The sequence below is a fragment of the Sinorhizobium fredii USDA 205 genome (genome assembly GCF_001461695.1).
Classification (GTDB): domain Bacteria; phylum Pseudomonadota; class Alphaproteobacteria; order Rhizobiales; family Rhizobiaceae; genus Sinorhizobium; species Sinorhizobium fredii.
Window position 1 is genome coordinate 23838 of record NZ_AUTC01000085.1, and the last position, 25407, is coordinate 49244.

Annotated in this window: 18 protein-coding genes and 1 pseudogene; 12 read left to right on the top strand and 7 right to left on the bottom strand. The window is 61.7% G+C overall.

The window, feature by feature from the left end; genetic code table 11:
* Positions 1 to 25: 25 nt before the first annotated feature.
* Positions 26 to 337 (top strand): DUF6894 family protein, encoded by a 312-nt coding sequence (locus N181_RS09680; protein WP_037397649.1) that lies wholly within the window; start codon positions 26 to 28, stop codon positions 335 to 337.
* Here N181_RS09680 and N181_RS09685 read toward each other — a convergent pair.
* A complete protein-coding gene (locus N181_RS09685) occupies positions 330 to 1793 on the bottom strand; it encodes an MFS transporter (RefSeq protein WP_037397646.1) in 1464 nt (487 codons plus the stop codon). The genes N181_RS09680 and N181_RS09685 overlap by 8 nt on opposite strands.
* A 292-nt stretch (positions 1794 to 2085) precedes the next feature.
* On the opposite strand from N181_RS09685, the gene greA reads away from it, so the two are divergent.
* On the top strand, positions 2086 to 2562 hold the full coding sequence (greA, locus tag N181_RS09690; RefSeq protein ID WP_014764680.1) for a transcription elongation factor GreA: 477 nt from the start codon (positions 2086 to 2088) through the stop codon (positions 2560 to 2562).
* 136 nt (positions 2563 to 2698) lie between these two features.
* Complete coding sequence (locus tag N181_RS09695) at positions 2699 to 3754, top strand: glycosyltransferase family 4 protein (RefSeq protein WP_037397643.1); 1056 nt, start codon at positions 2699 to 2701, stop codon at positions 3752 to 3754.
* Positions 3755 to 3762: 8 nt separating this feature from the next.
* Here N181_RS09695 and N181_RS09700 read toward each other — a convergent pair whose 3' ends face one another.
* The 4 genes from N181_RS09700 to N181_RS09715 form a co-directional block, all read right to left on the bottom strand.
* Positions 3763 to 4785, bottom strand: a complete 1023-nt coding sequence (locus tag N181_RS09700) for a glycosyltransferase (RefSeq protein ID WP_037397641.1) — start codon at positions 4783 to 4785, stop codon at positions 3763 to 3765.
* Positions 4782 to 5813 carry a glycosyltransferase gene (locus tag N181_RS09705; RefSeq protein WP_037397639.1) on the bottom strand — a complete coding sequence of 344 codons (1032 nt, stop codon included), beginning with the start codon at positions 5811 to 5813 and terminating at the stop codon, positions 4782 to 4784. Before N181_RS09705 ends, N181_RS09700 begins: the two co-directional genes overlap by 4 nt.
* Before the next feature lie 19 nt (positions 5814 to 5832).
* A complete protein-coding gene (locus N181_RS09710; RefSeq protein WP_037397636.1) occupies positions 5833 to 6645 on the bottom strand; it encodes a glycosyltransferase family 2 protein in 813 nt (270 codons plus the stop codon).
* 61 nt (positions 6646 to 6706) lie between these two features.
* The gene (locus tag N181_RS09715; protein WP_012708105.1) at positions 6707 to 7177 is read right to left on the bottom strand and encodes an Lrp/AsnC family transcriptional regulator; all 471 of its coding nucleotides are present in this window, start codon (positions 7175 to 7177) and stop codon (positions 6707 to 6709) included.
* A 396-nt stretch (positions 7178 to 7573) separates the two neighbouring features.
* Between N181_RS09715 and trxB the strand changes: the two genes are divergently transcribed.
* From trxB to N181_RS09730, 3 genes and pseudogenes are all read left to right on the top strand, one after another.
* Positions 7574 to 8548: a thioredoxin-disulfide reductase gene (trxB, locus tag N181_RS09720; RefSeq protein WP_014328428.1), complete on the top strand. Its 975-nt coding sequence runs from the start codon at positions 7574 to 7576 to the stop codon at positions 8546 to 8548.
* A gap of 101 nt (positions 8549 to 8649) precedes the next feature.
* A pseudogene (locus N181_RS09725) lies at positions 8650 to 9545 on the top strand (LysR family transcriptional regulator VtlR).
* A gap of 681 nt (positions 9546 to 10226) precedes the next feature.
* On the top strand, positions 10227 to 11150 hold the full coding sequence (locus N181_RS09730; protein WP_080577626.1) for a transglycosylase SLT domain-containing protein: 924 nt from the start codon (positions 10227 to 10229) through the stop codon (positions 11148 to 11150).
* A gap of 92 nt (positions 11151 to 11242) precedes the next feature.
* Here the strand turns inward: N181_RS09730 and gyrA are convergent, their stop codons facing one another.
* The gene (gene gyrA, locus N181_RS09735) at positions 11243 to 14026 is read right to left on the bottom strand and encodes a DNA gyrase subunit A (protein WP_037436050.1); all 2784 of its coding nucleotides are present in this window, start codon (positions 14024 to 14026) and stop codon (positions 11243 to 11245) included.
* Between the two features lie 302 nt (positions 14027 to 14328).
* Here gyrA and N181_RS09740 point away from each other — a divergent pair, with 302 nt between their 5' ends.
* A complete protein-coding gene (locus tag N181_RS09740) occupies positions 14329 to 14958 on the top strand; it encodes a MarC family protein (RefSeq protein ID WP_014328424.1) in 630 nt (209 codons plus the stop codon).
* A gap of 65 nt (positions 14959 to 15023) precedes the next feature.
* On the opposite strand, the gene N181_RS09745 is transcribed toward N181_RS09740, so the two are convergent.
* The gene (locus N181_RS09745) at positions 15024 to 15536 is read right to left on the bottom strand and encodes a single-stranded DNA-binding protein (protein ID WP_014328423.1); all 513 of its coding nucleotides are present in this window, start codon (positions 15534 to 15536) and stop codon (positions 15024 to 15026) included.
* A gap of 283 nt (positions 15537 to 15819) precedes the next feature.
* Between N181_RS09745 and uvrA the strand changes: the two genes are divergently transcribed.
* The 5 genes from uvrA to N181_RS09765 all read left to right on the top strand — a co-directional run bounded on the left by uvrA (position 15820) and on the right by N181_RS09765 (position 25070).
* Positions 15820 to 18741: an excinuclease ABC subunit UvrA gene (uvrA, locus tag N181_RS09750; protein ID WP_037397705.1), complete on the top strand. Its 2922-nt coding sequence runs from the start codon at positions 15820 to 15822 to the stop codon at positions 18739 to 18741.
* 115 nt (positions 18742 to 18856) lie between these two features.
* Positions 18857 to 19660, top strand: coding sequence for a DUF72 domain-containing protein (locus N181_RS09755; protein WP_037397626.1), 804 nt, complete (start codon positions 18857 to 18859; stop codon positions 19658 to 19660).
* Between the two features lie 694 nt (positions 19661 to 20354).
* On the top strand, positions 20355 to 24146 hold the full coding sequence (locus tag N181_RS09760; RefSeq protein ID WP_037397623.1) for a vitamin B12-dependent ribonucleotide reductase: 3792 nt from the start codon (positions 20355 to 20357) through the stop codon (positions 24144 to 24146).
* A 249-nt stretch (positions 24147 to 24395) separates the two neighbouring features.
* The gene (locus tag N181_RS34005; protein WP_014328419.1) at positions 24396 to 24560 is read left to right on the top strand and encodes a hypothetical protein; all 165 of its coding nucleotides are present in this window, start codon (positions 24396 to 24398) and stop codon (positions 24558 to 24560) included.
* An 81-nt stretch (positions 24561 to 24641) separates the two neighbouring features.
* Positions 24642 to 25070 carry a GNAT family N-acetyltransferase gene (locus N181_RS09765; protein ID WP_037393017.1) on the top strand — a complete coding sequence of 143 codons (429 nt, stop codon included), beginning with the start codon at positions 24642 to 24644 and terminating at the stop codon, positions 25068 to 25070.
* Positions 25071 to 25407: the final 337 nt, after the last annotated feature.

The window sequence follows — 25407 nt, forward strand, 5'->3', positions numbered from 1 at the left end:
CAACGCGCAGGACTGGGGCAACGACGTGCGGCACTATTTCTTCGATCTCCACTGGGATGACGAAAGCTTCATCGACGAGGAGGGTATCGCCCATTTCGACGATGGTTCGGCGCTCTATTACGCCCGACGCATTGCCGACAAGATCGGCCGCGACGTCGACTATGGATCTCTGAAAGTGGAGGTGCGATCGAGCGAGGGCAGGTTGCTGGCGACCGTTGCGCCATCCGGAGGCCGCGGCTGCGAGCAATTTGCCTTGATTGATAGGCGCCGCCCGGGCCTGTTCCGCTATCAGCGAGAGAGCGCTGTTTCCGCCGGCGGGACTGCGGCCCTTATTTGAACTGCGCGGCGGGAGGCTCCTGCCGCGTCAAGCGCAGAGTTCGGATCGCGAAGAAGAGCGAAGCGGCGGCAATGACGCAGGCCAGTGCAAACACGATGAGCAGCGACGAGGACAAGGTTTGCTCGCTGACGTCCTCTTCGAAGCCGAAAGCGTTGGCGGTTACGCCGAAAAGAGCGGCGCCGATCGCGTAACCGGCCGATTGCAGCGTCGGCAGCAGCGCCGACGTCTTGTCGCGTTCCTCTCTGGTCGACACGTCCATCAGAAATTGGCTGAGTGTTCCCCAGCTGATCCCGAAGCCGCTCCCGATTGCAACCTGCCCGATGAACACCAGGCGGTGTTCGCCGCTGCCGACGGCGAGCGTCAGTCCGATGAGGCCGAGGCAAAGAATCAGCGGTCCCGTCCACATCAGCCGAATGCGCACCGCGTGCGAGGGCAGGCTGGCGACGAATATTGCGGTTGCACTCCAGGACATGGCCATCAACGCGCTGGAAAAGCCGGCGGCCGTCGGTCCGAAGCCCCACAGCTGCTGCATGGAATAGACGAGATAAACGGAGCCGGACGCCTGGGCGAGCGGCATCAACAGAACGACCCAGAGGCCGGTGCCGAGTGCGGTGCGGATCGAGAATGCTCCGAACGGCAGAATGGGATGTGGCGATCTGCGATCGGATCGGATCGCAACTATGAAAACGGCGATTGCCATCATCAGCAGAACCGCCATCCGATACCCGTTGCCGGCAGTATTGGAGAGCGAGATCAACAAGACGCCGGCGCCGAAAGCGAGTAGTCGCAGCAGCGGAATTGCGCCCGCGGCTCCCTTGCCGTCCTTCGGCTGGCCGACGATCGTGATGACGAGCGCCAGGAAGACTGCCACGGCCGGTATGTTGACAAAGAAAGCGGCGCGCCACGACCAGTATTCCGTCAGCAGTCCGGAGATGAGCGGGCCGGCAAAGGCGGCAGAGGCCCAGACGATCGCTTCCGCGCCGAAGACCTTGGGAACGAGGCGCGGCGGAAAAAGCTCGGGTATCAAGGCGTAGCAAACACCGGCAATAATGCCCTCGCCCAATCCCTGCAGCAGCCTGCCGGCAAGCACTTGCGGCATGCCGGTTGCCAGGGTCGCGATGACGGTGCCCGTGGCGAAAACAAGTGCCGCGGCGATAAGCGTATTGCGCGCACCGAATCTTGCTTTCTGATTGGCGGCCAAGGCGCCGCCGATAATGGCGAAGACAAGATAGAGCGTGAAGGCCCAGGACAACAGGGCGGCGCCACCGAATTCCTCGACCGCCGTCGGCAGGGCCGTCGAAATGAAGAACTCGTTGAAGGCAAAGAGCGCGACGCCAAGGCACAATGTCACGGTTGCAGCCAGATGCTCTCTCTTTAGCAACTCGCTCCAGCGGCCCTCACCGTCCCACTGCATCGTCACGCTGGAGGTCCTCGGATTCTCTTCGGCTACACTCATCGATTGGTTCCGATCGCTTGTTCATGGAACCGGACTGATACAACCTCAAGTGCTCTTGAGGTAAAGAGGGTTTCTCAGGTAACCCGCTTTTTTTTCGGAAAAGCTCGGGGCCGAACATGGCCCTGTCCAGGCCGTGAACCGGCGCGAAAAATCTGGCTTTCGCACTTCCGTTTCTGTTATAAGAACGGTTCGGATGTTTTCGGACGGTTCCGGTGCTTTGCTCCGGGGACCGTTTTCTTTTGCGTTGGCGCCGCCGAGAGGCGGCGCCGCGCGCTTGATAAAGGACAATGAAATGGTCGACAAAGTTCCGATGACCCAGGGTGGATTCGCCAATCTGCAGGAGGAGCTGCGCTGGCGCCAACAGGAAGAACGCCCGCGAATCATCGAGGCGATCGCCGAAGCACGTGCCCATGGGGACCTGTCGGAAAATGCCGAATACCATGCCGCCAAGGAGGCGCAGAGCCACAACGAGGGCCGTGTTTCCGAGCTCGAGGATCTGATCGCCCGGGCCGAGGTCATCGATCTTTCGAAGATGTCCGGCTCGAAGATCAAGTTCGGCGCGCGGGTCAAACTCGTCGACGAGGACACCGAGGAGGAAAAGACCTACCAGATCGTTGGTGACCAGGAAGCCGACGTCAAGGCCGGCCGAATCTCGATCTCCTCGCCGATCGCCCGCGCGCTGATCGGCAAGGAGGTTGGCGACTCGATCGAGGTGAACGCACCGGGCGGCTCCAAGGCCTACGAGATCCTCGCCGTTCAGTGGGGCTGATCGCCCGAGTCCGACAGCAGAAACATGGAAACGCGGCGGGGTAATTGGACCTCGCCCATCCCGTTCAGGGCGCGGCATTCGGTCCGCCCCCTCTTCCCCAAAGAATTGATGCTAGAGGCGCAAGGAGCGCGCGCACGTGGCCGATATCCGGGACATCGAGATTATTGCGCCCAATTTCAAGCGACGTCTCTCCGGTGTCACCTCGACGATCATCCAGCTTGTTCCCGTTCAGCGCAATCTTGGACAGAAGATCGCGGTGCTCGGACCTGGCCTCCCCACGAATTTGCCGTCGGTACGGTTTCGCGACCTGATCCACCTCTGGCGAACCCCGCCAGGCCGCCGCTGCCGCGTCTGGCATGCGCGCCGCAATGTCGAAATGCTGCCGGCTATACTCCTGCGTGATCTGCTGCGGATGAAGATCCGGGTCGTCTTCACCTCTGCCTCGCAGCGGCGGCATACCGGGTGGAGCAAGTTCCTGATCCGCCGGATGGACGCGGTGATCGCCACAAGCGCCAAGACCGCCGCCTATCTGGAGGTTCCGAGCACCGTAATCCTGCACGGAATCGATACGCATCGCTTCCGGCCCCCTATCGACAAGGCGACGGCGAAACGGGCGCTCGATCTCGATCCGTCGAGGAAATATGTCGGTTGCTTTGGCCGTGTTCGACATCAGAAGGGGACCGACCTCTTTGTCGACAGCATGATTGCCCTTTTGCCCGGTCGACCCGAATGGGGTGCGATCGTCGCCGGACGCGCCACCGGCCCTCACCTCGCCTTCGAGGCTGACTTGAAGGCTCGGGTCGCCAAAGCGGGACTGGCCGATCGCATATTATTCGTGGGCGAGCATACAAATATTCCCGATTGGTACAGGGCTCTCGATCTGTTCGTCGCACCGCAACGTTGGGAAGGTTTCGGCCTGACACCGCTCGAGGCGATGGCGAGCGGCGTGCCGGTCGTGGCAAGCGACGTCGGTGCCTTTTCCGAATTGATCTCAGAAGGGGCGGACGAATCCGGGCTGATCATTCCGGCCAATAGCCTCGAGGCGATGGTCGATGGTGCAGCCACATTCATGGATGATCTGCCGCGACTTGCCGCTGCCGGCGCGAATGGTCTGTCGCGCGCGTCCAGGGATTTCGCCATCGAGGGCGAAGCGCGGGCAATCGGCGCGATCTACGACAGGCTGATGCGCTAACCGGCGGGTTACCGCTTCGAGGCGAACAGCCTCAGATAGGCATCGGTGATCGCCTGCTTGGAGAACTGGCTGACCAGTGTCTCGTGTCCCCGTTCGGCGAGCGCGGCGCCCAAGCTGCGGTCGTTGGCGATTCGCTCGATCGCACGCGCGAAGCCATCGGCATCGCCGATGTCGACCATCAGACCGTTTTCGCTATCGCGCATGAACCATTGTGGGCCTTCGGAGCGACTTGAGACAACGGGGGTTCCCTGCGCCCAGGCCTCCAGGATCACATTGCCGAGCGGTTCGTGGCTCGAAGCCATGACGAACATGTCGGCGGCCGCCAGGAACGGCCTCGTGTCCTTTTGCCAACCGGCGAAGCGGAGCCGCTCGCTGACGCCGAGATCTGTCGCGAGCTTATGGAGGCTATCGCTTTCCTCGCCATCGCCTAGCAGCCAGAGGTAAACGCCGGGCACTTTGGCGACTGCCTCGATCAGCGTGTGGAAACCTTTCCGTTCCACAAAACGGCCCATCGACATGACGACCGGCGCGTCCTCCGGCGTGTCGAGCGTCGTCCGGCTGATCGGTTCCATACGCTCGGTGCTGGTGAAGTTGGAGATAACCTGAATGTCCCGCTTCCACCCGAGCTTGCGGACATGTTCGGCAATACCCGGCGTATTGCAGACGATGCAGTCCGTGTTGCGAAAATAGTCGAGGCGTGGCGGGTAATCGCCAAGGCGGGAAATCTTGATGCATCCCTTGTAGGCCGGCATCAGTTGGCTGGCGCGCGGTGCCCACGCCATCAGTGCGTCTGGCCTGTCGCGCCGCGCCATGTGCATCACCTTGCGTGGCAGAAGTAGCCGATCCAGCGACAGGTTCCGGAAATGGCTTTCCGTCATCTTGGTCGCACCTTCGATTTCGGAGCGCCACTGTCGGTCGGGCCGGATGACCGAGGTCTGCTCGACGCCGCGTTCGGCAAGGGCGTTGACGAGATGGACGAAAAAGCGTTCAGCGCCGCCATCCTTGCCGAAGTGGAAGTGCATGACCTTCATCGCTGCGCCGCACCCTTTGCGAAGAGCTCGAGATAGGCGTCGGTAATCGCCCTCTCGGAAAAGCGGGTCTGCAGCGTTTCGAGCCCGCCGGCGCTCAGTTTTTCCCGCAATCCCGGATCGCCGAGCAGCCGGCGGATCGCGCTTGCAAGGCCCTCGTCGTCGCCGCAGTCCACCATCAGGGCATCGCGCTCATGGGTCATCACCCAGGAAGGTCCTTCGGCTCGCGCCGCAATGGTCGGCTTGCCGGCTCCCCAGCCCTCGAAGCACACATTGCCGAGAGGCTCATGCGACGAATTGATCGCGAAGGCGTCACCGGCGGCGAGGTAACCATAGGCATTGGTCTGCCACCCGGGAAAGCGGACACGATCGCGTATGCCCAGTTGGTCGGTCAACCGCTCCAACTCTTCCCGCTCGGGCCCGTCTCCGAGCAGCCAAAGATGGGCACCGTCGACCTTCTGGATGGCGCGAAGCAGCCCGTCGAAGCCCTTGCGCTTGACGAAACGCCCCATGCCGACGACCACGAAGGCTTCGGCGGGCGTTTGCATCTCAACGCGCGCGATCGGCGCGACGGGTGTCGCACGGGTGAAATTCGCGATCACCTCGACGCCACGGCGCCAGCCGAATTCGCGCACCTTGGCGGCGATGTCCGGCGTGATGCAGACCAATGTCTCGACATTGGTGTAATAGCCAAGGTGCTCCGGATAGTCACCGAGACGGGAAATGCGGAAGGCATCCTTGTAGGGAGGCATGAAGCGGCTGGCGCGCAGTTGCCAGGCCATGATGACATCGGGCCGGAATTCCCTGAGGATACGTGACATCCGCCACTGCAGGAAGAATCGCGACAACGAGACCCGCCGGAAGACGCCCTCGTAGACCTGCGCGCTGCCCTCGATTTCGCCGCGCCAGCTGCGTTCGGGGCGGATCAGCACGCGCTGCTCGACGCCCCTGTCATGCAAGGCGTTGACCAGGTTCACGAAGAAACGTTCTGCGCCACCTTCCTTGCCGAAGTGAATGTGCATGACTTTCATAGGTCACCTTTTCCGGGCATTAGCGGGAAAGCGCGTCGTCGACATTTGGCCGGGCTTTCAGCGCATGGCGCTGATAAACCTTGGCCGCGGTCAGGAACGCATAGACCGACCCGGTCATCGCTTCGATGAAGCCCGGAAAGCCACAGCGCCACAGGCCGTTGCGGAAATAGAGCCGGTAGAAATAGAGCGGTGGGCCAAACAGCATCTTGTATGGCCGCACCGCCCTGCCCTCGGCAAACTGCTGATCCGCTTTGAGCGTCGAATACTTGTTTTCCTTGAGGATTTGTTCGTCGATGATCAGTGGCCGATAGTGCAGCAGGCTGCCGGAGCGGGCCGCGTCGACCTTGCCGTCCGGGACGATCCCTTCATGCACCTTCTGGCCTAGATCGTAGCGGCCGCGGCCGTTGCGGATCAGCCGAAGATTGCGCCGTTCCTGCACCTTTTCGGGCGTGTAACCGTAGCCGATCAGATAAGGTCGGCGCGCCACCCTCCAGCCGACGACTTCGGCCGGGGCGTTCAGGAGCGAAGCCAGCAAGGCCTTCAGCGCTTCATCGAACCGCTCGTCCGCATCGATATTGAAGCACCAGGGCTGGCCGCACTGCTCGAGCGCGAATTGCTTCTGCCCGGCATAGCCGCGCCATGGCTCATACATGAACCGGATTGGCCAGCCCTTATCGAGATAGGACTGCACCAGCGCCGCCGTCCCGTCGGTCGAGCCGGAATCAACGATGACAATCTCGGCGCATTGCTCGAGGCTCTCGATGCAATTGCCGAGATAGGCCACCTCGTTCAAGCAGATGATGAAAGCGGAAAGCGGGAGCTTTGGCGTCATGAGATCTTCTGACCGGCCGCCTGCGTGGCGCGAAAGGGCTCTTTGACTGACAACGGTGATGCTAGATCTCCACCTGGCAGGCGTCCTTCACTTGGCGGATCGTCAGCATCGTCCGTACCGTATCGACATTGTCGGTCGCAGTGAGCTCTTCAATAACGAAATCCTGAAAGGCCGCAAGGTTCTCGGCGACGCACTGAAGCAGAAAGTCGGATTCCCCCGAGACCATCCAGGCCTCCCGGACGAGCGGCCACGAGGCGGTGCGGGCAGCAAAGGCCTTGAGGTTGGCGTCCGACTGATGCTTGAGCCCAACCATGCAGAAGGCGACGAGATCGTAGCCGAGCGCGGAGGCATTCAGAAGCGCGCGGTAGCCGCGGATGACGCCGGCTTCCTCGAGTTTGCGAACGCGGCGCAGGCAAGGCGGCGCCGAGATGCCCACGCGTTCGGCCAATTCCACATTCGTCATGCGGCCATTGCCCTGCAACTCGCGCAGGATTTTCATGTCGATTGCATCGAGGTCGACGCGTAGGACCATCTTGCCAACATCCCCGTTTCCATGGACCTCGGTTCACGAGGTTCCTCTTGTTCGCCGCCAGCCGGTCTCGCCGGGGCGATATTTGTCATGCTGTGGGTAGCACGTAACTGTATCCCTGAACGAGAGTGCCGCGACTTGCGTGCACAAAAACCTTTCTGCCACCGCCGGCGGCCGCGCGACTTCGCCGTTTTCAGGCATCGGATTGGCTGCTTTCCAGCAAAAGCGATGCAAAAATGCCCGATCTGGTGTCAATTTCATGGTGCGGCCGCAAGCACTTGTGTGTATCAGCAGCAGTGCCCTTGAAAGAGCGCGCTGTGAATACCTAAACTAAGGCGATATTTTCGACCCGAGCCAGACATCGACCACCAGTCCGTCCGGCAAATTAAGGACCAAAGCATGACCGCCCGCCACACAAAAGTGCTGATCATCGGCTCCGGCCCTGCCGGCTACACGGCAGCGATTTATACGGCGCGTGCAATGCTTTCGCCCGTGCTCATTGCCGGCATGGAGCAAGGCGGCCAGTTGATGATCACCACGGATGTGGAGAACTATCCGGGCTATGCCGATCCGGTCCAGGGCCCCTGGATGATGGAGCAGATGCTGAAGCAGGCGATCCATGTCGGCACAGAGATCGTCAACGACATCGTCACCGATGTCGATCTTTCCGTGCGGCCGTTCCGTATCAAGACGGACAGCGGCACGGAATGGACGACCGACGCGCTGATCATCGCGACCGGCGCCAAGGCCAAGTGGCTCGGCATAGAGACCGAGCCGACTTTCATGGGGTTCGGCGTTTCCGCCTGCGCCACCTGCGACGGTTTCTTCTATCGCAACAAGGAGGTCATCGTCGTCGGCGGCGGCAACTCGGCCGTCGAGGAGGCACTCTATCTCTCGAACCTGGCCAAGGCGGTCACCGTCGTTCACCGCCGGGATGCATTCCGATCCGAAAAAATCCTGCAGGAACGCCTGTTCGCCAAATCGAACGTCAAGGTCGTCTGGGATCATGAGGTCGTCGAATATCTCGGTGCACCCGCAAAGCCGCCGATGCCCGCCTCGGTCAACGGCGTGAAGCTTCGCAATACCAAGACCGGCGCTATTTCCGAAATGGCGACCGATGGCGTCTTCGTGGCCATTGGTCATGCGCCGGCCGTGGAACTCTTCAAGGGCAAGCTGCGCCAGAAGCCGAACGGCTATCTCTGGACGGCGCCGGACTCGACCGCGACCGATGTTGCCGGGGTGTTTGCTGCCGGCGACGTGACGGACGACATCTATCGCCAAGCGGTCACCGCCGCCGGCATGGGCTGCATGGCAGCGCTCGAGGCGGAGAAATATCTGGCGGGTCATATGCCCGTCGCAATTGCAGCCGAATAGAAGCTGCAAAACGGGGCTGACGCCCCGCGTGGGAACAGACGCATCGGTGACGCGCGGAGGACTTGCCCTGTTCCTCCGAACGGTCCTTCATGGGGGATTTCATGTCGCTAGACTGGGACAAACTGCGCATATTTCATGCGGCGGCGGAGGCCGGCTCGTTCACGCATGCGGCTGACAAACTCCATCTCTCGCAATCCGCCATCAGCCGCCAGGTCAGTGCGCTCGAGCAGGATGTCGGCATCAAGCTGTTTCATCGCCATGCGCGCGGGTTGATTCTGACCGAACAGGGCGAAATGCTCTATCGGACGGCGCACGAAGTGCTGATGAAGCTCGAGAGCGTCAAGGCGCAGCTCAGCGAGACGACCGACAAGCCGGCGGCAAGCTGCGCATCACCACGACCGTCGGCCTCGGCCAGGGCTGGCTGACCGACAAGATCCAGGAATTCATGGCGCTCTACCCGGATGTCCAGGTGCAGCTCATTCTCGACAATGAAGAGCTCGACGTGAACATGCGGCATGCCGACTGTGCCATCCGCCTGCGCCAGCCGCAGCAGTCGGACCTGATCCAGCGCAAGCTGTTTACGGTGCACATGCACATCTATGCGGCACCCTCCTATATCAACAAGCATGGCGAGCCACAGTCGATCCAGGACATCGACAACCACCGCATCATCACCTTCGGCGAACCGGCACCCAACTATCTGCTTGACGTCAACTGGCTGGAGATCGCCGGTCGGGATCCGGACGATCCGCGCGTCTCGCACTTGCAGATCAACAGCCAGACCTCGATCAAGCGCGCCTGCCTGCTTGGTATCGGCATTGCCATGCTCCCCGACTACATCGTCGGCCGGGATCCCGGTCTGATGCAGCTGCCGATCAGTGCCGACATCCCCTCTTTCGATACCTATTTCTGCTATCCGGACGAAATGAAGAACGCCGCGAAGCTGAAGGTCTTCCGCGACTATATTGTTGCCAAGGCCCGCAACTGGAATTTTTGACGCCCGTCGCGATTGCCCGATTAATGGGCAATTGCCAATTCCGCCGTTACCTCATTGTTTTTCTTGAAGCTTTTTCGCTATGGCGAAACGCCCGGGCAACGCGATCCTATTGTGCGATGCAAAAATATGCAGGAATGCGCAGACGGCATGGCTGGCATGCATATTAAATGATTGCCCCTCGCCCAAAAAAACAGCATACCAAATCCAGCTGATGCATCTTTGGTGGCTTCTCCTCCCAGTGCCACCGCAGCAGCTGTTCCCCTCTGGAGGTTCTAATTACCTTCACAACTACAAGGGCCCAAGTTTTCTTGCGGCCCTCTTTTTTTGCCCGCAAACACGCACAGCCTTCAGTTGCGAAAATCTACCGCGGAGCCATTGAACGGGCGCGCGGCGTTCCCCATATAGCTTTTAGTTGGTGCATCTGGCGGCTTCCTCCTCCCCGGCCGTCGCATCAGCTGTTCCCCTCTGGAGGTTTCCAACCTTCACAACTGACAGGGCCCAAGTTCGCTTGTGGCCCTCTTTTTTTGTGCCGCGCCGGCATTGGTTGCATGCTGCCGGTTGCCGCATCTGCCCTGTTTCTCGTCGACAGCGAAAATGCTATTCATGATCCCTCGTTCATCGCCGAGGAGCCGTATGGTCAAACCGAGCAGAGCGGGCAGATGCCACATCTGGGGCAACCGAATGGGACGTCTGGCGCGCACTGCCGGGGCTACGCTGCTGTTCACAATGGCCCTTGCCGGTATCGGCAACGCCCGAACCGACGCTCCAGTCGCGCGCAAATGCGTCTACTCCGGTGTTTCCACGGCGAAGCCGCCGGTTTCCCTCTGCATCAGCCGAGAGAATTTCGCCCGGGACGTATGCGGCATCATCGAGCATTATGCCGAGGCGAACGGCCTGCCTGCCCCCTTCTTCGCACGGCTGATCTGGCGCGAAAGCCTCTTCCAGCCGGACGCCGTCAGCCCCAAGGGTGCCGAAGGGATCGCCCAGTTCATGCCCGGAACGGCGAAGCTACGTGGCCTGTCCAACAGCTTCGACGCCGTGGCCGCCCTCGGCAAGTCGGCCGAGTATCTGAGCGAGCTCAAGCTGCGCTACGGCAATCTCGGTTTCGCAGCTGCCGCCTACAATGCCGGCGAGGCCGGGCTGGAGCGGTTTCTGGAGATCGATTGGCTGCCCTACGAGACGCGCGACTACGTCCTGGCGATCACTGCCCACGCCGTGGAAGACTGGCGCGACAACCCGCCCAAATCGCTCGACCTCGCGCTCGACAAAAACAAGAACTTCCTGGATGGCTGCGTTGCGCTCGCCAACTCCCGGCAACTGCGCGATATCGTCATCGTCGATGAGGCCCCCTGGGCACCTTGGGGCGTCCAATTGGCAGCACACTATCGGAAATCCGTGGCGCACCGCCTGTTCCTCAATTCTGTCAAGCGCCTGCCGGCGCCAATCAGCCGCGAAAAGGCGCTTGTGGTGCGGGAACGCAATGGCAGTTTCGGTGGCAGAATACGCTATGCCGCCCGCATCGGCCGTGAGACCCGTGCGGAGGCGGACAAACTCTGCGCCACCATTCGCCGCAGCGGCGGAGCCTGCATCGTCTTCAAGAACTGACTTGCCACAGCGGCGCCATCCGGTCTTGACTTGCGCGCCCACAAAAAAGCCCGCCGATCGGCGGGCTCCTTGTTTGCTTATCGCTACCTCGGTCACTCCTCGGCGTCGGCTGGCGGTTCGGCCACAATGGCGTCGCCAGCCGTGACGATCTCCTCGATCTCGTCCTCGCCGTCCGGTTCGCTGATCCGTTCCACCGAGACGACCTTTTCGTCCTTGGCGGTGGAGAAGATCGTGACGCCCTTGGTGGCGCGGCTCGCCAGCCGAATGCCGTCGACCGGTACGCGGATGAGCTGGCCACCATCGGAAACCAGCATGATCTGGTCGTTGTGCTCGACCGGGAAGGCTGCGACGAGCTCGCCGATTTCCGCCGTCTTCGAGGTGTCCGTGGCGCGAATGCCCTTGCCGCCGCGGCCCGACGTGCGGAAGTCGTAGGAGGACGAGCGCTTGCCGAAACCTCGTTCAGAGAGCGTCAGGACGAATTGCTCGCGCTCTTTGAGTTCCTCATAGCGCTCATTGGAGAGTTCGCCACCGTTGGTGACCTCCTCGCCGACAAGCACGATCTCCTCGTCTTCGCCGGTTGCGGCGCGGCGTTCGGCTGCCGATCGTCTCAGATAGGCTGCACGCTCCCACGGTTCGGCTTCGACGTGGGCGAGGATCGCCATGGAGATGATCCGGTCGCCATCGCCGAGCGAAATGCCGCGCACGCCGATCGAATTGCGGCCCGCAAAGACGCGCACGTCGGAGACCGGGAAGCGGATGCACTGGCCGACCGCGGTCGTCAGCACCACGTCGTCGAATTCCGTGCAGGTCTCGACCGAGAGAATCTCGTCGCCCTCCTCGTCGAGCTTCATCGCGATCTTGCCGTTGCGGTTGACCTGGACGAAGTCGGAGAGCTTGTTGCGGCGCACCGTGCCGCGCGTCGTCGAGAACATCACGTCCAGGTTCTCCCAGGTCGTTTCGTCCTCGGGAAGCGGCATGATCGTCGTGATGCGTTCGCCGGGTTCCAGCGGCAGCATGTTGATCAGCGCCTTGCCGCGCGATTGCGGCGTGCCGATCGGCAATCGCCAGACCTTCTCCTTGTAGACGATGCCGCGCGAGGAGAAGAACAGAACCGGCGTATGGGTGTTGGCGACGAATAGCCGGGTAACGAAATCCTCGTCCCGTGTCGACATGCCGGAGCGGCCCTTGCCGCCGCGCCGCTGGGCCCGGTAGGTGGTCAGCGGTACGCGCTTGATGTAGCCGAGGTGGGAAACAGTGACCACCATGTCTTCCTGGGCGATCAGGTCCTCGTCGTCCATATCCGGACCGCCCTCGGCGATCTCGGTGCGGCGCGGCGTGCCGAACTCGTCGCGGACCGCCGCGAGCTCGTCCTTGACGATCTGCATGATGCGCAGCCGCGAGGAAAGGATTTCCAGATAGTCGCGGATCTCCTCGCCGATCTTGTTGAGTTCGTCGCCGATTTCATCGCGGCCGAGCGCGGTCAGGCGCTGCAGGCGCAGGTCGAGGATGGCGCGTGCCTGCTCTTCCGAGAGGTTGTAGGTGCCATCCTCGTTGATCCGGTGGCGCGGATCGTCGATCAGCCGGATCAGCGCATCGACGTCATGGGCCGGCCAGCGGCGCTCCATCAACTGCTCGCGCGCTGTCTGCGGATCGGGCGCATGGCGAATGAGCTTGATCACCTCGTCGATATTGGCGACGGCGATGGCAAGGCCGACCAAGACGTGGGCCCGGTCGCGGGCCTTGCGCAGCAGGTATTTCGTTCTCCGGCTAACGACTTCCTCGCGGAAGGAAACGAAAGCGCGCAACATGTCGAGCAGCGTCAGCTGCTCGGGCTTGCCGCCGTTGAGCGCCACCATGTTGCAGCCGAAGGAGGTCTGCAGCGGCGTATAGCGATAGAGCTGGTTGAGGATGACCTCGGCGTTGGCATCGCGCTTGAGCTCGATGACGACGCGATAGCCCTGCCGGTCAGACTCATCGCGCAGGTCGGAGATACCCTCGATGCGCTTGTCGCGCACCAGTTCGGCCATCTTCTCGATCATCGTCGCCTTGTTCACCTGATAGGGAATCTCGGTGATGATGATCTGCTCGCGATCGCCGCGCATCGGCTCGATATGGGCGCGGCCGCGCATGATCACGGAGCCCCTGCCCGTCTCATAGGCCTGGCGAATGCCGGCGCGACCGAGGATCAGCGCGCCGGTCGGGAAGTCTGGCCCCGGAATGATCTGCATCAGCTCCGGCAATTCGATCGCCGGATCGTCGATCAGCGCGATGCAGCCATTGATGACTTCGCTCAGATTGTGCGGCGGGATGTTGGTCGCCATGCCGACGGCGATGCCGCCCGCGCCGTTGACGAGCAGGTTCGGGAACTTCGCCGGAACGACCACCGGCTCCTGCAGCGTGCCGTCGTAGTTTTCGCGGAAATCGACCGTTTCCTTGTCGAGGTCGTCGAGCAGCGAATGGGCCGCCTTCTGCAGCCGGCACTCGGTATAGCGCTCGGCCGCCGGCGGATCGCCATCGACGGACCCGAAATTGCCCTGGCCGTCGATCAGCGGCAGCCGGAGCGACCAGTCCTGCGCCATGCGCGCCAGCGCATCGTAGATCGCCATGTTGCCGTGCGGATGGTATTTACCCATCACGTCACCGGTAACACGGGCGCATTTGACGTATTTCTTGTTCCAATCGATGCCGAGCTCGCTCATCCCGTAGAGGATGCGGCGGTGAACGGGTTTCAAGCCGTCGCGCACATCGGGAAGCGCACGGGAAACGATGACGCTCATGGCGTAATCGAGATAGGACCGCTGCATTTCCTCGATGATGGAAATCGGCTCGATGCCTGGCGGAGTTTTTCCGCCGCCGGGAGTGCTTTGTTCAGTCAATGTCGATCACGATCTTTGTTCAGAATCAGTCAGTTCTTATAGCCGAATGCCGCTTCAAGCGCCAATTTTGGCCAATGGTTTTGAACAGTCTTTTGCCGGTGTAACGGGCTTTTCTAGGGCACGCCTGCGCCAATCGGGAGGACTTCCCCAACAGGCGCCGGATCTGCTGGCATGCTCCCGCGTCAACCGGGTTTAAGCCATCGCGCAGCACTTGGCTAGCGCCCCTTTCCAAGCACGCATGGCTTGCCTAACAATGTGGCCCTGCCACCGGGAATACCGGGGCCAATCCGGAGGGGGAACGGATGTTCGATTTGGATCTGTTGATCAACGCGTTGACGACGCTGCTCGTCACACTCGATCCGCCTGGCCTTGCGCCGATCTTCCTGAGCCTCACGGTCGGATTGAGCCGGCAGGAGCGCTTCCAGGTTGCCACCCGCGGCTCGTTGATCGCCTTCTTCATTCTCGCTGCCTTTGCCCTCTTCGGCGACGGCATTCTTGGACTGCTGGGCATCTCGATCGGAGCCTTCCGCATCGCCGGCGGGCTGCTGCTCTTCTGGATCTCCTTCGAGATGATCTTCGAACGGCGCCAGGAGAGAAAAGAAAAGACCGGAGAAACGGCGGTGACCAAGGATCACATTCACAACATCGCCGTCTTCCCCCTCGCCCTGCCGCTGATCGCGGGTCCCGGGGCGATCTCGGCAACCATTCTTCTCGGCAGTTCCCTTCCCTCGGTCATCGGTCGCGCGCAACTTCTCATCGTCATCGCCGCGTCGATGGCACTGCTCTTTCTGGCACTTGTGATCGCTGATCGGATCGACCGCTTTCTCGGCGTTACCGGTCGGGCGATCCTGACCCGCCTCCTCGGCGTCATCCTTGCGGCGCTGGCCGTGCAGTTCGTCGTCGATGGCGTGCGCTCGGCATTTCAAGTCTAGCCCGAGAAAACGCAACGGCCCGCTCAGAGGCGGGCCGAATGTTTTTGCGGGTTTAATCCTGCCGATTAGAACGGGATGTCGTCGTCCAGATCGCGCGATAGGTTGCCGCCCTGGTTCGACTGGCCGCCGGAACGTCCGCCACCGGCGGATTGCCGCGGCTGATCGTAGTCTTCATAACCGCCACCGCCGAAATCGCTGCCGCCGCGAGCTGCGCCGCCGCCTTCGCCGCGGCCGTCGAGCATCGTCAGCGTCGAATTGAAGCCCTGCAGCACGACTTCGGTCGTATAGCGATCATTGCCGGTCTGGTCCTGCCATTTGCGTGTCTGCAATTGGCCTTCGATGTAGAGCTTGGCGCCCTTCTTCACATATTGCTCCACCACCTTGCAGAGACCTTCGTTGAAGACGACGACATTGTGCCATTCCGTCTTTTCACGGCGCTCGCCGCTGTTGCGGTCGCGCCAGGTCTCGGAAGTGGCGATCCTGAGGTTGGCGATCGGCCGGCCGTCCTGCGTGCGCCGGATTTCCGGGTCGGCCCCGACATTCCCGATCAAGATCACCTTGTTGACGCTACCAGCCATATCGCTTTTCCCGTGTTTCCGCCGAACCGCCGGCCCGGCTTTCAAATATCTCAAGAGCGCGCATCTTAGCGGCCAGCCGCCGCCGATACGCCCCGCATCCTACATAATCCACAGCTCATTTGGCAGGCCGCGGCTTATGTTTGTTCTTTTTTTGTTCTAATATTCCCCTATTATCCTGTCAACCGAATCGCAATTGAGCCGCCTCTTTGCCGATTGCGCCTCGACATGGGCGTTCTCGTCATTACATAGGAGGCTTTCAACCGACATGCAAAACTGGCTTCCGATGAGCGAACTCAAGACCCTCTCCATTCGCGGCGCGCGCGAGCATAACCTCAAGGGCATTGACCTCGACCTGCCGCGCAACAAGTTGATCGTGATGACCGGCCTCTCGGGCTCCGGCAAGTCCTCGCTCGCCTTCGACACCATCTATGCGGAAGGTCAGCGCCGCTATGTCGAAAGCCTGTCGGCCTATGCCCGGCAGTTCCTGGAGATGATGCAGAAGCCGGATGTCGACCAGATCGACGGGCTGTCGCCGGCGATCTCGATCGAACAGAAGACGACGTCGCGCAACCCGCGCTCGACGGTCGGCACGGTCACCGAAATCTACGATTATCTGCGCCTGCTTTTCGCACGCGTCGGCGTTCCCTATTCGCCGGCGACGGGCCTGCCGATCGAGAGCCAGACGGTCAGCCAGATGGTCGATCGCGTCCTGGAATTCGGCGAAGGGACGCGGCTTTACGTTCTCGCGCCGCTCGTGCGCGGCCGTAAGGGCGAGTACAAGAAAGAACTCGCCGAGCTGATGAAGAAGGGCTTCCAGCGCGTCAAGGTCGATGGCCAGTTCTATGAAATCGCCGATGTGCCGGCGCTCGACAAGAAATACAAGCACGACATCGATGTCGTCGTCGACCGCGTCGTCGTGCGGCCCGACCTTGCCACCCGGCTTGCGGACAGCCTGGAAACCAGCCTGACGCTTGCCGACGGTCTGGCGATCGCCGAATTCGCCGACAAGCCGCTGCCGCCGGAAGAGACGGCCGCCGGCGGCTCGGCCAACAAATCGCTCAATGAGACGCATGAGCGCATGCTGTTCTCGGAGAAATTCGCCTGCCCGGTCTCCGGCTTTACCATTTCGGAAATCGAACCGCGGCTATTCTCCTTCAACAACCCCTTCGGCGCCTGTTCGACCTGCGACGGTCTCGGCAGCCAGCAGAAGATCGACGAGGCGCTGATCATTCCCGAGCCGAACCGGACCTTGCGGGACGGTGCCATTGCGCCGTGGGCAAAATCGACCTCGCCCTATTACAACCAGACGCTCGAGGCACTCGGCAAGGTCTTCGACTTCAAGCTCGGCAATCGCTGGAGCGAACTCTCCGAGGCGGCACAGAAGGCGATCCTGCACGGGACGGAAGAGAAGATCACCTTCCATTATCAGGACGGCGCGCGGTCCTATAACACGACGAAGACCTTCGAAGGCATCGTGCCCAATCTCGAGCGGCGCTGGAAGGAGACCGACAGTGCCTGGGCACGCGAGGAGATCGAGCGCTTCATGTCGGCGGCGCCCTGCCCCGCCTGCGCCGGTTACCGGCTGAAACCGGAGGCGCTGGCCGTCAAGATCGACAAGTCGCATATCGGCGAGCTCACCGACATGTCGATCCGTGCTGCCCGCGACTGGTTCGAAACGCTTCCCGAAAGGCTCAGCGCCAAGCAGAACGAAATCGCCGTGCGCATCCTCAAGGAAATCCGCGAGCGGTTGCGCTTCCTGAACGACGTCGGGCTCGAATATCTGAGCCTGTCGCGCAATTCCGGCACGCTTTCGGGCGGCGAGAGCCAGCGGATCCGGCTCGCATCGCAGATCGGCTCGGGCTTGACCGGCGTGCTCTATGTGCTCGACGAGCCGTCGATCGGCCTTCACCAGCGCGACAATGCCCGCCTGCTCGAGACGCTTCGGCATCTGCGCGACATCGGCAACACGGTGATTGTCGTCGAGCATGACGAGGATGCGATCCTGACCGCGGATCATGTGGTCGACATCGGCCCGGCCGCCGGCATTCACGGTGGCGAGATCGTCGCCGAGGGCACGCCGCCGGATATCATGGCCAATCCCAAGTCGCTGACCGGCAAGTATCTGTCCGGCGAATTGTCCGTTGCCGTTCCCGGCGAACGGAGGAAACCGAAAAAGAAGAAGGAAATCACCGTCGTAGGCGCGCGGGCTAACAATCTGAAGAATGTGACGGCATCGATCCCGCTGGGCGTCTTCACCGCCGTCACGGGCGTTTCGGGCGGCGGCAAGTCGACCTTCCTGATCGAGACGCTCTACAAGGCGGCCGCCCGCCGCGTCATGGGGGCGCGGGAAAACCCCGCCGACCACGACCGGATCGATGGCTTCGAGCATATCGACAAGGTGATCGACATCGACCAGTCGCCGATCGGCCGGACGCCGCGCTCCAACCCGGCCACCTATACCGGCGCCTTCACGCCGATTCGCGACTGGTTCGCCGGACTGCCGGAGGCGAAGACCCGCGGCTACCAGCCGGGCCGCTTCTCCTTCAACGTCAAGGGCGGACGCTGCGAGGCCTGCCAGGGCGACGGCGTGATCAAAATCGAAATGCATTTCCTGCCGGATGTCTACGTCACCTGCGACGTCTGCCATGGCAAGCGCTACAATCGCGAAACGCTCGACGTGCACTTCAAGGGCAAGTCGATCGCCGACGTTCTCGACATGACGGTCGAGGAAGGTGTCGAATTCTTCTCGGCCGTTCCCGCGGTGCGCGACAAGCTGGTGACGCTGAACCAGGTTGGGCTCGGCTATATCAAAATCGGCCAGCAGGCGAACACGCTGTCGGGCGGCGAAGCGCAGCGCGTCAAGCTCGCCAAGGAACTGTCGAAGCGCTCGACCGGACGCACGCTCTATATCCTCGACGAACCGACGACCGGCTTGCATTTCCATGACGTAGCCAAGCTTCTTGAAGTGCTGCATGAGCTCGTCAACCAGGGCAACTCGGTCGTCGTGATCGAGCACAATCTCGAAGTCATCAAGACGGCCGACTGGGTCATCGACTTTGGCCCGGAAGGCGGCGACGGCGGCGGTGAGGTCATCGCGAAAGGAACGCCGGAAGACGTGGTCAAGGAACCCCGCTCCTATACCGGTCAGTTCCTGAAGGAGCTCCTGGAGCGCCGGACGGTGAGGAAAGTGGTCGCGGCCGAGTAATCGGGTGGCGGTTCGTTTTAGGATCGAGCAAGGTTTGCGTGTCGCCTGCATCTGGACCGTGACCGATAAATGAGACGGGAAGCACGGGCGCGCTTTGGGTCGCGAGGAGAAAATGATGGCAGAAGCAGGAAAGATCCGTGTCGGCATCGGCGGCTGGAATTTCGAGCCCTGGGAAAGCAGCTTCTATCCCTCCGACCTTCCGAAGAAGCGGCAGCTCGAATTCGCTGGCAAGGAACTGCGCGCCATCGAGGTCAACGGCACCTATTACAGCTCACAGAAGCCGGCGACCTTCGCCAAATGGGCCTCTGAGGTGCCGGATGGCTTCATATTCTCCCTGAAGGCAAGCCGCTTCGTGACGAATCGCAGGGTGCTGGCGGAGGCCGGCGAATCGATGGAGCGATTCCTGACGCAAGGCCTGACGGAACTCGGCGACCGGCTTGGTCCCATCCTGTGGCAGTTCGCCCCGACCAAGAAATTCGATCCGGAAGACTTCGAGGGCTTCCTGAAGCTGCTGCCGGAAAAGCAGGACGGCTTGAAGCTCCGGCACGTCGTCGAAGTCCGCCATCCTTCCTTCCAAGTGCCGGAGTTCGTCGGGCTCCTGGATAAACACAAAGTGGCGGCGGTTCTCGCCGAGCACGAGGATTATCCGATGATTGCCGACGTCACCGCGGATTTTGTCTATGCGCGGCTGCAGAAGGGCAGCGACGACGTCAAGACCTGCTATCCGCCGGCCGGCCTCGACCTCTGGGCCGAAAGGCTCAAGACCTTTGCCGCCGGCGGCGAGCCGGATGGCTTGGAAAAGAGCGCGCCGGACCGAAAGGCGGAGAAGACGCCGCGCGACGTCTTTGCCTTTTTCATCAGCTCGGGCAAGGTCAATGCGCCGAACGGCGCCCGGGAATTGCAAGAGCGGGTTGGCTAACGCGCGAAATGCGCCGGTTTCGCGTAGGTGTGCGCAGCAATTCGAGGGGCGGTATCGGGCTTCAGATCCCGGCCTCGCAGCCACCACATGTAGTCGTTCGAATCACAAAATCGAGCGCTTCACATTCCGGCGCGTTTCGCAATTGTCAGTAGAATTTCGGAATGCCCGTACCTGTTTTTTTACCCGTGAAAACTCTGATTTTCTGTCCGTCGTTGCCGCCTGTTGCAAGACAGCCACCCGAAGCCCCTGATTTTCAACGGATTGGTCGATGTCCCCGTTTTCCACAGTCGATCCACACAAGATATAGCGCTCAAAATTCCGTCACAAACCACCCCTTGACGCCCCAAGGCGATTCACGGTTAATGGGTTGCACGTTGCGACGGCGGCGGACCGGGAAATGAAGAGACCGGTTCATCCCCCAAATCGTCGGTTCTGGCATGTGGCTGAAGCGGATGACCCCGCGTGGCCGCGGCAGGAATTTTGCGCGATTTTTTGGGTCGCCGAAACGACATTCAGGCTGGCGTAAAGAACCTGTTAATACTATATTTAGTGTTTGCAGCCAGCATCACCACAAGATACTGGAGACCCGGGTTTGGGTTTCCTCTAGCGAACGGAAGCTGAAGCTGGCTGCGGGAGACCTCACGGCCTGGCGGGGTTAACTGCGCCCTGGCGCATGACAACAAAGGACGGGACAATGAAGATCGAACGTCGGTTCACGAAGGCAGGGCAATCGGCCTACGCCGAGATAGAATTCCGCAAGGCGACGAGCGAGATCAAGAACCCGGACGGGTCGATCGTCTTCCGCCTGGCGGATATCGACGTGCCGGCGCAATTCTCCCAGGTTGCCGCCGACATTCTCGCGCAGAAATATTTCCGCAAGGCAGGCGTGCCGGCCAAGCTGAAGCGCGTCGAGGAGAACGACGTGCCCTCCTTCCTGTGGCGCTCGGTTCCCGACACCGAAGCACTGAAGGCGCTGCCGAAGGAGGAACAATACGGTTCCGAAACCGACGCCCGGCAGGTTTTCGATCGGCTGGCCGGCACCTGGGCCTACTGGGGCTGGAAGGGCGGCTATTTCGAAACGGAAGAGGACGCCAGCGCCTTCCGCGACGAGCTTGCCTATATGCTCGCCACCCAGCGCGTCGCGCCGAACTCGCCACAATGGTTCAACACCGGCCTGCACTGGGCCTATGGCATTGACGGTCCCGGCCAGGGTCATTTCTATGTCGACCCTTTCACTGGGAAGCTGACGAAGTCGAAGTCGGCCTACGAGCACCCGCAGCCGCATGCCTGCTTCATCCAGTCGGTCGGCGACGACCTCGTCAACGAGGGCGGCATCATGGATCTGTGGGTGCGCGAGGCGCGCCTCTTCAAATACGGCTCGGGTACCGGCTCCAACTTCTCGCATCTGCGCGCCGAGGGTGAAAAGCTCTCGGGCGGCGGCAAGTCCTCCGGCCTGATGAGCTTCCTGAAGATCGGCGACCGCGCCGCCGGCGCCATCAAGTCGGGCGGCACGACGCGCCGCGCCGCCAAGATGGTTGTTGTCGACATCGACCATCCGGATATCGAGGAATACATCAACTGGAAGGTCAAGGAAGAGCAGAAGGTCGCGGCTCTCGTCACCGGCTCGAAAATCGTCGCCAAGCACCTGAAGGCGATCATGAAAGCCTGCGTCAATTGCGACGGCAGCGACGATGCCTGCTTCGACCCGAAGCAGAACCCGGCGCTGAAGCGCGAGATCCGCGCCGCCAAGCAGGCGCTGGTGCCGGAAAACTACGTCAAGCGCGTCATCCAGTTCGCCCGCCAGGGCTACAAGGACATTCAGTTCAAGACCTATGACACGGACTGGGATTCAGAGGCCTACCTCACTGTTTCCGGCCAGAACTCCAACAATTCCGTCTCGATCAAGGACGACTTCCTGCGCGCTGTCGAGGCGGATGGCGATTGGCACCTGACGGCCCGCAAGGACGGCCGCGTCATGAAGACGCTGAAGGCCCGCGATCTCTGGGAGTCGATCTCCTATGCGGCCTGGGCGTCAGCCGATCCGGGCCTGCACTTCAACACGACGATGAACGACTGGCACACCTGCCCGGCGGCAGGCCCGATCCGCGCCTCGAACCCGTGCTCGGAATACATGTTCCTCGACGACACGGCCTGCAACCTCGCATCCTTGAACCTGATGCAATTCAAGGATGCCGCCACCAAGCGGATCAACATTGCCGACTACGAGCATGCGGTCCGTCTATGGACTGTCGTTCTCGAAGTCTCGGTGATGATGGCGCAGTTCCCGTCGCGCGAGATCGCCGAACTCTCCTATGAATACCGCACGCTCGGCCTCGGCTACGCCAATATCGGCGGCCTGCTGATGTCGACCGGCATTCCCTATGACTCGGCCGAAGGCCGTGCCATCGCCGGTGCGCTGACCGCGATCATGACCGGCGTTGCCTATGCGACTTCGGCGGAGATCTCGGCCAAGCTCGGCCCCTTCCCCGGCTTTGCGCCGAACCGCGACAACATGCTGCGCGTCATGCGCAACCACCGCCTGGCAGCCCATGGCGAAACCGCCGGCTATGAGGGCTTGTCGGTCAACCCGGTCGCCCTCATCCACGCCGATTGCCCGGACCAGGACCTGATCGCCCATGCCCAGAGCGCCTGGGACAAGGCCGTCGAACTTGGCGAGAAGCACGGCTATCGCAACGCCCAGGCGACCGTGATCGCGCCGACCGGCACGATCGGCCTCGTCATGGATTGCGACACCACCGGCATCGAGCCCGATTTCGCGCTGGTGAAATTCAAGAAGCTGGCCGGCGGCGGCTACTTCAAGATCATCAACCGGGCCGTCCCGGAGGCGCTGCGCACGCTTGGCTATTCGGAAAGCCAGATCGCCGAGATCGAGGCCTATGCCGTCGGACACGGCAACCTCAACCAGGCGCCGGCTATCAACCCGACAACGCTTAAGGCCAAGGGCTTTACCGACGAGAAGGTCGATGCCGTCAATGCGGCGCTGAAGTCCGCCTTCGACATCAAGTTCGTCTTCAACCAATGGACACTCGGTGCCGACTTCCTCAAGGGCACGCTGAAGGTCAGCGACGAGCAGCTCGCCGCGATGGACTTCAACCTGCTCGAACACCTGGGCTTCTCCAGGAAGGACATCGAAGCCGCCAACATTCACGTCTGCGGTGCGATGACGCTCGAAGGCGCGCCGTTCCTGAGGGCCGAGCACCTGCCGGTCTTCGATTGCGCCAATCCCTGCGGCAAGATCGGTAAGCGCTACCTTTCGGTCGAAAGCCATATCCGCATGATGGCGGCTGCCCAGCCGTTCATCTCGGGCGCGATCTCCAAGACGATCAACATGCCGAACGAGGCGACCGTCGAGGATTGCAAAAACGCCTACATGCTCTCCTGGAAGCTGGCGCTGAAGGCCAACGCCCTCTATCGCGATGGCTCCAAGCTGTCGCAGCCGCTGAACGCCTCGCTGATCGAGGACGAGGAGGACGAGGAGGCGATCGAGGAACTGCTGCAGGCGCCGACGGCCGCTCAGGCCGTCGCCGTCACCGAGAAGATCGTCGAGCGCGTCATCGAAAAGGTCATCCGCGCCCGTGAAAAGCTGCCGAACCGCCGTCAGGGCTATACCCAGAAGGCGATCGTCGGCGGCCACAAGGTCTACTTGCGCACCGGCGAGTTCGGCGACGGCCGCCTCGGCGAGATTTTCATCGACATGCACAAGGAAGGCGCCGCCTTCCGGGCGATGATGAACAACTTCGCCATCGCCATCTCGCTCGGCCTGCAATATGGCGTGCCGCTCGAGGAATATGTGGAGGCCTTCACCTTCACCAAATTCGAGCCGGCCGGCATGGTCCAGGGCAATGACGCGATCAAGAACGCCACGTCGATCCTCGACTACGTGTTCCGCGAACTCGCCGTTTCCTATCTCGGCCGCCACGACCTCGCCCATGTCGACACCTCCGACTTCAGCAACACGGCGCTCGGCCGCGGCATCCAGGAAGGCAAGACCAACCTCGTCTCGACCGGCTGGACGCGCGGCTACAAGCCGACGGTCGTCGGCGGCACGGGCGACCGCTCGGAGCCGAAGGGGGCCTCGACCGGCGCTCCGGCCCGCGCCTCGGGCGGCGCCACGGTGACCTCGATCGCCGGCAATGCCGTCCGCAAACTCGAGCCGGCAACCGCTGCTGCAACCTCGGAAGTCGTCGCCTTCAAGCGCGACTATGAGGAGCGCGCCGCCGAGCTTGCCGAGGAGATCGCGGACGAAGTCGAACAGGAAGTAACCGCTCTGTTCTCCGACAGGGCCGCAGCGGAAGCCGCCTCTGCCAAGAGCGACGCCAAGAAGGTCGAAGCGGAACGCCGCGCCCGCTCCATCATGCAGGGCTACACCGGCAACATGTGCTCCGAGTGCCAGAACTTCACGATGGTGCGGAACGGTACGTGCGAGAAGTGCGACACGTGTGGTGCTACGAGCGGGTGCAGCTGAGTATGGATTTAGCTGCTGCTGCTGCAGCAGTTGAGAAACCAATCTTAGAATTGCACACGTCCGGGCAGGCAACTGCCCGGAAAGATCGAAGGCAACAATTCAGAAACTACCGCCACCAGCCGTTGTGGGGGAGAGCGACAATGTTGGAGGCAAGGGAATCTCGGACCGAACGGCACGTAGATCCGATGGACTGACATTTGCGGATGCCGCAATTTGCTCTCGCTAGACGAATCAAGAATCGGAGATTCCATGCCCCTCAAACGTCTGATCGCAGCCGCATTGGCGGTCGTGGCCCTGTCAGGATGCGCCAGCACTGGCGGTGCCGGCAATACAACTTACGCTCAATGGTACGGACCAAACCCCGTTCCCGACTTCAGCGCCGCGAGTCCGGGCGGCGTGCGCATGGCCTACTAACCGCCGAGCTTCATCGGACACCCGCGTGGTGTCTGGTGATCGCCGGTTCAGCCGACACCTCCAGACAGTCGGGATTGAAACGTGCCCGCTCCCATCCTCGACATCATTCCCGATAACCCCGACCCTGACGATGTCCGCGCCATCGTTGCGACGCTCGACGCCTACAACAATGCCAATAGCGGCATGGCCGACCTGCCCGGTTTTGCCGTCATCATCCGTGATCCGCAAACGCGCGCCGCCGTCGGCGGGCTCTATGCGACGGATGGCTATGGATGGGCGTTCATCAGATATCTCGCCGTCCCGGACCAATATCGCGGCCAGGGCCTCGGGCGGCGACTGATGGAGGAGGCGGAAAAGCTCGCCAGAGCACGGGGCTATATCGGCCTGTGGCTGGACACATTCGAATTCCAGGCCCGTCCCTTCTACGAGAAGCTCGGCTTCGAGCTCTTCGGCGAACTCGAGGGCGGACAGGGCGCCATTCCCCGCTATTTCCTGAAAAAGCGCTTTTAAGCAGTTTGCACGAAACGCTGCCCGGATTGATCCCTTGAAATCCGGCCGACCGTCCCCATTTATCCGTCATCACCCGTATCGAGGACCGTGCGCCGGCAATTTTGTCGAGCGCCTTCGCGTCTTCCGGGGTTCAAAGGGCGCTCCCCGAAAGGGTCGAGCGCCCTTTGTGTTTTATCGCCGGCTGCCGCGTCGATGCGAAGGGGACCCGTTTGGTAGTCCCGTCACCGCGGCGGGACGATGCCCTGGTAATACTCGCCTTCTCCGCCGACGTGGACGGTCTGCGAGCATGCCGTGAGCGTTGCGAGTACGAGCAACAATAGGATCCTGCGCATGGATC

Excerpts from the sequence above, each read along its gene's own strand:
- N181_RS09685 (WP_037397646.1), bottom strand. The coding sequence starts at position 1,793 with ATGAGTGTAGCCGAAGAGAATCCGAGGACCTCCAGCGTGACGATGCAG.
- greA (WP_014764680.1), top strand. The coding sequence starts at position 2,086 with ATGGTCGACAAAGTTCCGATGACCCAGGGTGGATTCGCCAATCTGCAG.
- N181_RS09700 (WP_037397641.1), bottom strand. The coding sequence starts at position 4,785 with ATGAAGGTCATGCACTTCCACTTCGGCAAGGATGGCGGCGCTGAACGC.
- N181_RS09705 (WP_037397639.1), bottom strand. The coding sequence starts at position 5,813 with ATGAAAGTCATGCACATTCACTTCGGCAAGGAAGGTGGCGCAGAACGT.
- N181_RS09710 (WP_037397636.1), bottom strand. The coding sequence starts at position 6,645 with ATGACGCCAAAGCTCCCGCTTTCCGCTTTCATCATCTGCTTGAACGAG.
- N181_RS09715 (WP_012708105.1), bottom strand. The coding sequence starts at position 7,177 with ATGGTCCTACGCGTCGACCTCGATGCAATCGACATGAAAATCCTGCGC.
- trxB (WP_014328428.1), top strand. The coding sequence starts at position 7,574 with ATGACCGCCCGCCACACAAAAGTGCTGATCATCGGCTCCGGCCCTGCC.
- N181_RS09730 (WP_080577626.1), top strand. The coding sequence starts at position 10,227 with ATGGGACGTCTGGCGCGCACTGCCGGGGCTACGCTGCTGTTCACAATG.
- N181_RS09740 (WP_014328424.1), top strand. The coding sequence starts at position 14,329 with ATGTTCGATTTGGATCTGTTGATCAACGCGTTGACGACGCTGCTCGTC.
- N181_RS09745 (WP_014328423.1), bottom strand. The coding sequence starts at position 15,536 with ATGGCTGGTAGCGTCAACAAGGTGATCTTGATCGGGAATGTCGGGGCC.
- uvrA (WP_037397705.1), top strand. The coding sequence starts at position 15,820 with ATGAGCGAACTCAAGACCCTCTCCATTCGCGGCGCGCGCGAGCATAAC.
- N181_RS09755 (WP_037397626.1), top strand. The coding sequence starts at position 18,857 with ATGGCAGAAGCAGGAAAGATCCGTGTCGGCATCGGCGGCTGGAATTTC.
- N181_RS09760 (WP_037397623.1), top strand. The coding sequence starts at position 20,355 with ATGAAGATCGAACGTCGGTTCACGAAGGCAGGGCAATCGGCCTACGCC.
- N181_RS34005 (WP_014328419.1), top strand. The coding sequence starts at position 24,396 with ATGCCCCTCAAACGTCTGATCGCAGCCGCATTGGCGGTCGTGGCCCTG.